The following is an 8,870-nucleotide window of genomic DNA, read 5'->3' as shown; positions in this document are numbered from 1 at the left end:
TTGCGGGGGGGGGGGGTTTTTTTTGTTTGCGCCCTGTGCTCCGGGCCCCCCCCGGGGGGGGGGCCCCCCCCCACCCCCCCGGGGGGGGGCGGGGGGGGGGGGGGGCCCCGGGCCCCCCGCCCCCCCCCCCGCCCCCGTACCTCCCCCTCTTCCCCTCTCCCCGCCTCGCGCGTCACCAGTGCACGACGACCTTGTCGCCGACCCGCACCTGTGCGAACAGCCGTGAGATCGCCGCCTCGTCCCGTACGTTGACGCACCCGTGCGAGCCGCCCGCGTAGCCGCGCGCCGCGAAGTCGTAGGAGTAGTGCACGGCCTGGCCACCGCTGAAGAACAGCGCGTAGGGCATGGGGGAGTCGTAGAGCGTCGACACATGGTGTCTCGACTTCCAGTAGACCTGGAACACACCCTCGCGGGTGGGTGTGTACTCCGTTCCGAACCGCACCGCCATCGTGGAGAGCGTCCGCCCGTCCACCATCCAGCGCAGCGTCCGGGTGGTCTTGTCGATGCACAGCACCCGGCCGGTCAGGCAGCGCCTGTCCGGCGGGCCGGCCGGCTGCCCGCCCATCAGGTACAGCTCCCACCGGCCCGGCTCGTGCGTCATCCGCAGCAGCCGCTGCCAGGTGACCGTGTCGGTCCGCCCCGTCCGCGGCAGTCCGCGCTTTCCCTGGAAGCCCTTGACGGCCTGTTCGGTCAGGTCGTCGTAGGAGCCGGTGGGCCCGTCGAACAGCCAGCCGATCTGCCGCAGCCGGGCCTGGAGCTCCCGCACGTCACGGCCGCTGTCGCCGCGGGACCACAGGACCTGGGCGGCGGTGCGGCCCGGGGTCCTGCCCGGTCTCGCGTCGCCGGGGGTGCCGGTGCGGCCGCCGGGCGGCCGGGTGTCCGGGATCTCGATGTGCACCGGTGAGCGCGGCCGGCCGTCCGCGTCCGGGGACTGCACCGTGCAGCCGCACAGAGCGGCCAGTGCCGTGGCCGCGGCGACGGCGGCGATCGCTCTCCTCGTGCCCCCGGTACGCATGGCGCCCCCCGCTGTCTCACCGACGTCCGTCGCCGGCGGTACACCGGAATGTCTCCCCACGCGTGACGGGCGGCGAACCAGGGGGCAAGGTGGGGAGACAGGACGAGCGGTCCGTCTGTGAGATAGCTCCCAGCGTGGGGCACTCCACCCGGCGCACGGCCGCCGCTACAGTCCGTGGCGGGAGTCGGTCGTACTGGCGAGTAACTGGCGAGTAACAAGGAAACGCGGAGGCACACACCATGGCGCGCGAGTCGGAGTCGGGGCTGCCCATCGAGCCGGTCTACGGGCCGGACGCCCTGGAGGGCTGGGACCCGGCCGAGAAGCTGGGCGAGCCGGGGGCCTACCCCTTCACCCGCGGTGTGTACCCCACCATGTACACGGGCCGCCCCTGGACCATGCGCCAGTACGCCGGCTTCGGCACGGCGGTGGAGTCCAACGCCCGCTACAAGCAGCTGATCGCCAACGGCACGATGGGCCTGTCCGTCGCCTTCGACCTGCCCACCCAGATGGGCCACGACTCCGACGCGCCGATCGCGCACGGCGAGGTCGGCAAGGTGGGCGTGGCCATCGACTCGATCGACGACATGCGGGTGCTGTTCGGCGGGATCCCGCTGGACAAGGTGTCGACGTCGATGACGATCAACGCCCCCGCGGCGCTCCTGCTCCTGCTGTACCAGCTGGTGGCGGAGGAGCAGGGGGTCGGCGCCGACCAGCTGACGGGCACGATCCAGAACGACGTGCTGAAGGAGTACATCGCGCGCGGGACGTACATTTTCCCGCCCAAGCCGTCCCTGCGGCTGATCGCGGACATCTTCAAGTACTGCAAGGCCGAGATCCCCAAGTGGAACACGATCTCGATCTCGGGCTACCACATGGCCGAGGCGGGCGCGTCCCCCGCGCAGGAGATCGCGTTCACCCTCGCCGACGGCATCGAGTACGTCCGCACGGCGGTCGCGGCCGGCATGGACGTCGACGACTTCGCCCCGCGCCTGTCGTTCTTCTTCGTCGCCCGTACGACGATCCTGGAGGAGGTCGCCAAGTTCCGCGCGGCCCGCCGGATCTGGGCGCGCGTGATGAAGGAGGAGTTCGGCGCGAAGAACCCCAAGTCGCTGATGCTGCGCTTCCACACCCAGACGGCGGGTGTCCAGCTGACGGCGCAGCAGCCCGAGGTGAACCTGGTCCGGGTCGCCGTCCAGGGCCTGGCGGCGGTTCTGGGCGGCACCCAGTCGCTGCACACCAACTCCTTCGACGAGGCGATCGCGCTGCCCACCGACAAGAGCGCGCGCCTGGCTCTGCGCACCCAGCAGGTGCTGGCGTACGAGACGGACGTGACCGCGACGGTGGACCCGTTCGCCGGCTCCTACGTCATCGAGAAGATGACGGATGACGTGGAGGCGGCCGCCGTCGCACTGATGCGGAAGGTGGAGGACCTCGGGGGCGCGGTCTCGGCGATCGAGCACGGCTTCCAGAAGCAGGAGATCGAGCGCAGCGCCTACCGCATCGCCCAGGAGACCGACTCCGGCGAGCGGGTCGTCGTCGGCGTCAACCGCTTCGAACTCGACGAGGAGGAGCCGTACGAGCCGCTCCGCGTCGACCCCGCCATCGAGGCCCAGCAGGCCGAACGCCTGGCCAAGCTGCGCGCCGCGCGTGACCAGACGGCGGTGGACACGGCCCTGTCCGCCCTGAAGAAGGCCGCGAAGGGCGAGGACAACGTCCTGTACCCGATGAAGGAGGCGCTGAGGGCCCGGGCGACGGTGGGCGAGGTGTGCAACGCGCTGCGGGAGGTGTGGGGGAACTACGTGCCGAGCGACGCTTTCTGAGCGACGGCCGCCCCGCGCCGAGGGGGCGGCCGGCCCGTCCGTCTCGCCCCCCGGAACCCGGAAAGTGAGTGTCGCACCGCCGTGCGACACTCCTTTCCATGTTCGGAGTCATCCATCTCGCCACCTACCTGGCAGGGCTCGTCCTCATCGTCCTGCTCCCCGGGCCCAACTCGCTGTACGTGCTCTCCGTCGCCGCCCGGCGCGGGGTACGCGCCGGGTACACCGCCGCGGCGGGCGTCTGGTGCGGGGACACCGTGCTCATGACGCTGGGTGCGGCCGGGGCCGCCTCCCTGCTGAAGGCGAACCCGGTGCTGTTCGGGATCGTGAGGTACGCCGGCGCCGGATATCTGACCTGGATCGCGATCGGCATGCTGCGGACCGGCTGGGGGATGTGGCGGACCCGGCGGGGGAAGGCGGCGCAGGAGGAGGACTCCGCGCCGGTGGCCGCGGGCGAGCGGCCGTTCCGCCGCGCTCTCGTCGTCAGCCTCGTCAACCCCAAGGCGATCCTTTTCGTCATCGCCTTCTTCGTGCAGTTCGTCGACCCGGCCTACGCCTATCCGGCGCTCTCCTTCGTCATCCTCGGCGCCTTCCTCCAGTTCGCCAGCGTCCTCTACCTCAGCGCGCTGATATTCGGCGGCACCAAGCTGGCCGCCGCCTTCCGCCGCCGCAAGCGCCTGTCGGCCTCGGCGACCTCCGCGGCGGGCGTGCTGTTCCTGGGCTTCGCGGTGAAGCTGTCGCTGGCGAGCGCCTAGTCACCGGCCCGGCTGCGTGCGCGGCCGCGACAGCGCCGTGCGCAGCTTGGGCGTCAGCCACTGCTCCACGTACCGGTGGAGCAGCCAGGCCAGCAGCAGCATCACGGCGACGGTGAGCAGGAAGGTGCCGTACGACGGGATGCCGAGGCCCTGGTGCAGCGCCTCGATGACGACCCAGCCCAGGTGCTCGTGGACCAGGTAGAACGGGTAGGTGAGGGCGCCCGCGACCGTCAGCCAGCGCCAGTCCACCCGGTTCAGGAGGCCGAGCGCGATCGCGGCGACGGCGAGGAAGCCGAAGGTGACGACCAGGACGATGCCGTAGGAGCTGCGGTACGAGAAGGCGTGCACGCCGGGGGAGTGCCACAGCTCCCGCACCGCGTAGTGCTGTCCGATCAGCCAGCTCACGGCCACGATGCCCCAGGCGTAGGCGTCCCGCCGGTCCCGGTGCACCAGGTAGAGGCCCACGCCGCCGATGAAGAACGGTGCGTACTGCGGCATCAGCACGATGTCGAGCAGGGGCTGCTTCGCGCCCTGCGCGACGGCCGCCGCCAGCGTCCAGCCCGCGCAGAACAGGATCACGCGCCGGCGGTTCGCGCCGGGCAGCACGACGCACAGCGCGAACAGGGCGTAGAAGCGTATCTCCGCCCACAGCGTCCAGCACACGCCCAGCACCCGGTCGACTCCCAGCGGCATCTGGAGCATCGTCAGGTTCACCAGGGTGTCGCTCGGTGAGAGTGCCTCGTAGGTGACCACCGGCAGCGCGAACACCGCTGTGACCAGGATGACCGCCGCCCAGTACGCGGGCAGCAGCCGGGAGGCGCGGGAGGCGAAGAACGAGCGCAGCGGCCGGCCCCAGCCGCTCATGCAGATGACGAAGCCGCTGATCACGAAGAACACCTGCACGCCGAGGCAGCCGTAGGCGAACCACGAGTGCAGCGTGGGGAACTGCCGCGCCGGTGACGCCCCCCAGGCCCGGGTGACCTCGCCGCCCCGGCCGCCGTAGTGGTAGGCCGCCACCATCAGCGCGGCCACCAGCCGCAGCCCGTCGAGGGCGCGCAGCCGGCCCCCCGACGCCTTGTTCCGCGGCGGATCGGCCGGAGCGTGCCGGTCCAGGACGGTGGCGGCCTCGGCAGGCTGCGGATTCGATGTGCCCACGACCGTTCCGGTCACGCTTTCACCCCTCATGGTGCGTCGAGGGCTCGTTCTGTGCGCTTCGGAACCGTATGCGCCGAGGCCGGAGAAGAGCCGCCTGTCGAGAACCCTAAGACGCCTTCGTGAGCGCTTTTGTTCGGCGAGGTCGGTGTTTGTCTGCTGGTCCCAATTGGTTCACCGGGACGTCGCATTGCTTTCTTAACGTTTTCCAACCTTCTCCCAGGCCCTTGGCAATTCCACGCCGTTTTCCCACCTTTCAGAGCAGGAGCACCATGACGAGGGTTCGCAGCAGATGGTCACGTTCCCGGCCCGGGGGACCGGCGTCCGCGGAACCCGGTCTGCCCGGCGCCGAGGTCACCCCGACCGAGCTGGAGGACTGCCTGCGCGCGTGTGCCGTCCACAGCGGCAAGGTCGTCGGGAGCCTTGACAACCGACGCACGGCGCTGGCCGAACAACTGCGTCAGCTGCTCGCCCTGTGGGCCGGACAGCAGCAGCCCGCACCGGCGGCCTCCGCGGCGGGCGGCCTGCTGCGGCGTGGCACCAAGGCCGCCGGCGGCGGCATCGGCAACGACCTGCTCGACGCCCTCCTCGCGGTCGGCAACAAGGCACTGGAGTGCGGCTACGACGACGAGCTGAACCTGGCCCTGCTCGTCAGCGACACCGTCCTGACCCAGCGCAAGAACTCCCGCGCCGGCTGGCGGCTGCGCGGCCGGCTGCTCGAGGCCATGGGGCTGCCGGTCGCCGCGGTCGAGGCCTACGAGCGCTATCTGGCCCTGACGAAGGAGGACGGGTTCGGCACCTCGGCCCGGATCGCGGGCATCCGCACCGCGCAGGACCGGCGTGCCGAGCTGCTCGCGCTGCTGGAGCGCGACGTCCCGGCCGCCGCCGGGTTCGCCGAGCGGCCCCCGACCGACGCGTGGGCCGAGGGACTTCAGGCGCATGCCGAGGGCGACTGGAACGGCGCACAGGCCCGCCTGGTGGGAGCCCTGCTCGCCATGGACCGCACCGGATCCCCGGAGCAGGACTTCCTGGAAGCGCTCAGCCAGTACCTCGACCTGGTCACCCGTCTCCACGTCCGGCCCACGGCCGAACTGATCGAGGTCATCGGCCTGTTCGCGGAGCAGCGCCGCAACCGCCTGCGCGGACCGGTGGGAGACCCCCTCTTCGGCGGGGTGGAGTGGATCACCCTCGGCGAGTTCCGCAACCGGATCGCCGGGAAGTCGGTCTGCCTGATCGCCAACTCCGGCAAGGTCGGCCAGAGCTCCCTGGGTTCCGAGATCGACGCCTACGACCTCGTCGTACGCTTCAACTCGTACCGGATCGACCCCGTCCACACCGGTCGGCGCACGGACATCCACGTCACCATCCACAAGCACGGCTTCAACTGGGACCAGTCCGTGACCACCCGTCTGGTCTTCGGCGGGAACTCCAGCGACTGGAAGTACTCCCTGCGCCACCGGCTGGTGCCGGGCGCCCAGCGGTACCTCGGTGACGAGTCGCTGCGCTGGCCCGCGCGCAACATCGGGAACCTCGGCACCGACGCGTTCCCCGGGATCCCCACCAGCGGCTTCAACATGCTCTGGCTGCTCGACTTCCTCGACGTCAGCCCCACCCTGGACCTGATCGGCTTCGACTTCTACGAGAGCGGCGCGTACCGCGTCGACGCCGCGATGAAGCTGCCCATCACGTCCGTCCACGAATACACCACTGAGAAGGCGTGGGTCATGGAACGGGCCCAGAGCGTCTCCGGCATGAGGATCTCCCTGCGATGACCGCGACCCCCACCTCCGCCTCCGGCCCCGTCGTCACCGCGGCCGGGACCCCGGCACCGGCCTCCGACGAGGGCTCCGCCCGTGCGCTGACCGGCAAGCGCCGCATCGCCTTCGCCAGCTTCGTGGACGAGAACTACCTGCCCGGTTTCCTCGCCCTGCTGCGCTCGCTCGCGCTGTCCAACCCGGACGTGTGCGAGGACTTCATCGTCCTCCACGACGACCTGCGCCCCTCCTCCATAGCCCGGATCCGCGCCCTGCACCCGCGGATCGTGCTGCGCCGCGTCGACGCCGACCACTACGACTCGTACGTCAAGGGCGACCAGGACAACTACCTGGTGCGCAAGGCGTACTTCATCCTCGACGTGTTCCGCATCCGCGACTACGACACCGTCATCACCCTCGACACGGACATGGTGGTCCTCGGCTCGCTGGGCGAACTGCTCACGCTGCGCGAGGGGTTCGCGGCCGTGCCGCAGTTCTTCTACGGGGAGTCCAAGCTCAACAGCGGCCTGCTGGTCATCCAGAAGGAGCAGCTGAGCGACGAGTTCTGCGCGAGGATCGACGAGATCGGCCGCGCCGGCACCTACGAGCTCGACAAGCACGACCAGGGCATCCTGAACGCCCTGCTCGACGGCGACTTCGTCCGCCTCGACCCCAAGTACAACTTCGTCAAGCGCCGTCTGTCCGGCGACCTTCCGGTGCCCGAGGACACGGCCGTCCTGCACTTCACCGGCCGGCACAAGCCGTGGCAGGGCGGCGAGGCCGGCTACGAACAGGCGCAGGAGCGCTGGCGCGAGTTCGACATGGACGACGCCGAGCTGCACGCCGCCTACCTCGCACTCCCCGAGCCCCACCGCGACCTGCTCGTGCACTACGGCACACCGCACGTGGAGCGCACCGGCGACGTCGGCACCGCCCGCCGGGTCGCCCTCGCGCACATCGGCGCGGGCGACTACCAGTCCGCCGTCGACATCATGGAGCGGGTGCACATCCCGGTCGACGAGGCCTGGCCGCACGAGGTCTACGGGCACGCCCTGATGAGCGTCTCCCGGTACGACGAGGCCAGGGCGCAGCTGCTGCTCGCCACGGCCGCGCCCAACCGCGCCGCCACCGCATTCGCCCGGCTCGCCCAGATCGCCTGGGTCCACGGCGACGACGCCACCGCGCAGCGGTACGCCCTGGCCGGGGTCGGCGTCGACCCCACCCACCGGGCCGCCCGGCTCTGGCAGCGCCGCACCCTCGGCGGCGTGCCCACCCAGCAGCAGGGCAGCCCCGAGGACCAGCTGGCGCACGTCGCCTTCTACATGGACCGCCAGGGCAACGCGGGCGACAAGCTCCTCCCGGAGAGCGTCCGCCTCGCCTTCGGACCCGACACCACCTCCCGCCGCTGGCACCCGGTGCACGCCCACCGGCTGTTCGACGAGGCGGCCCTGGAGCGGGTCAACGCCCGCCGCGGCCTGGTCATCGGCGGCGGCGGACTGTTCATCCCGGACACCATGCCCAACGGCAACAGCGCCTGGCAGTGGAACGTCCCCGACGCCCTGCTGAACCGCATCGACGTGCCCATCGCGGTCTACGCCGTCGGGTTCAACGCCTTCGACGGCCAGTCCTACCGCGCCGAGCGGTTCCGCACCTCGCTGCGCCTCCTCGTGGAGCGGGCGGCCTTCTTCGGGCTGCGCAACCACGGCTCGATCGAGAAGGTGCGGGCCATGCTCCCGTCCCACCTGCACGACAAGGTGCGCTTCCAGCCGTGCCCCACCACGGTCACCCGCCAGCTCGTCGCCGGCTGGCAGGACCCGGCCGAGCGGGACGACACCATCCTGATCAACGCCGCCTACGACCGGGCCGGGCTGCGCTTCGGCCACGACTACGCCTACTTCCTGGGGCAGATGGCCGAGGCGGTCAAGGGCCTGCGTGAGCTGGCCGAGGTCAAGTGCGTGGCGCACTCGCTGGACGACGAGAAGATCGTCTTCGATCTGCGCCGCGAGTACGGCATCTCGATGCCCGTCATCCCGATGTACGACTTCGACAACGACGCGATCCGCGACCTGTACGCCCGCACCAAGCTGGTGATCGGCATGCGTGGACACGCGGGCATGATCCCGTTCGGCTGCGGCACGCCTGTCATCAGCCTGATCTCGCACCCGAAGATGGCGTACTTCCTGAACGACATCGAACGGCCCGAGTGGGGCGTGTCCGTGCACGACCGCCACCTCGGCGCACGGCTCGTGGAACGCGCCCGGGACCTGCTCGCCGACCACGACGCGACGGTCGCCGACGTGCACGGCCGGCAGCAGGAGCTGTGGAAGGTCACCGAGGCCAACGCCGCGGACCTGCGCGTCCTCCTGGGCGGCTGACC

The 8,870-nt window shown here is 70.8% G+C and carries 6 protein-coding genes; 4 read left to right on the top strand and 2 right to left on the bottom strand.

The window, feature by feature from the left end; genetic code table 11:
* Positions 1-172: 172 nt before the first annotated feature.
* Entirely contained in the window at positions 173-1,015 is an 843-nt protein-coding gene (locus ACFY4A_RS36105; RefSeq protein ID WP_390833541.1) for a L,D-transpeptidase family protein, read from the bottom strand.
* 263 nt (positions 1,016-1,278) lie between these two features.
* Between ACFY4A_RS36105 and ACFY4A_RS36100 the strand changes: the two genes are divergently transcribed.
* Together ACFY4A_RS36100 and leuE are read left to right on the top strand one after the other, a co-directional pair.
* Positions 1,279-2,835 carry a methylmalonyl-CoA mutase gene (locus ACFY4A_RS36100; RefSeq protein ID WP_390833545.1) on the top strand — a complete coding sequence of 519 codons (1,557 nt, stop codon included), beginning with the start codon at positions 1,279-1,281 and terminating at the stop codon, positions 2,833-2,835.
* A gap of 98 nt (positions 2,836-2,933) precedes the next feature.
* Positions 2,934-3,587, top strand: coding sequence for a leucine efflux protein LeuE (gene leuE, locus ACFY4A_RS36095; RefSeq protein ID WP_390833540.1), 654 nt, complete (start codon positions 2,934-2,936; stop codon positions 3,585-3,587).
* Here leuE and ACFY4A_RS36090 read toward each other — a convergent pair whose 3' ends face one another.
* Complete coding sequence (locus ACFY4A_RS36090; RefSeq protein WP_390833539.1) at positions 3,588-4,757, bottom strand: acyltransferase family protein; 1,170 nt, start codon at positions 4,755-4,757, stop codon at positions 3,588-3,590.
* 254 nt (positions 4,758-5,011) lie between these two features.
* Here ACFY4A_RS36090 and ACFY4A_RS36085 point away from each other — a divergent pair, with 254 nt between their 5' ends.
* Positions 5,012-6,511, top strand: coding sequence for a glycosyltransferase family 29 protein (locus tag ACFY4A_RS36085; RefSeq protein ID WP_390833538.1), 1,500 nt, complete (start codon positions 5,012-5,014; stop codon positions 6,509-6,511).
* Entirely contained in the window at positions 6,508-8,868 is a 2,361-nt protein-coding gene (locus ACFY4A_RS36080) for a glycosyltransferase (protein ID WP_390833537.1), read from the top strand. The genes ACFY4A_RS36085 and ACFY4A_RS36080 overlap by 4 nt, the downstream gene beginning before the upstream one ends.
* Positions 8,869-8,870: the final 2 nt, after the last annotated feature.

The organism is Streptomyces sp. NPDC001292, assembly GCF_042896465.1.
Taxonomy (GTDB): Bacteria; Actinomycetota; Actinomycetes; order Streptomycetales; family Streptomycetaceae; genus Streptomyces.
The sequence above is the reverse complement of the archived record's forward strand: the minus strand, read 5'-3'. Positions and strand labels throughout refer to the sequence as shown.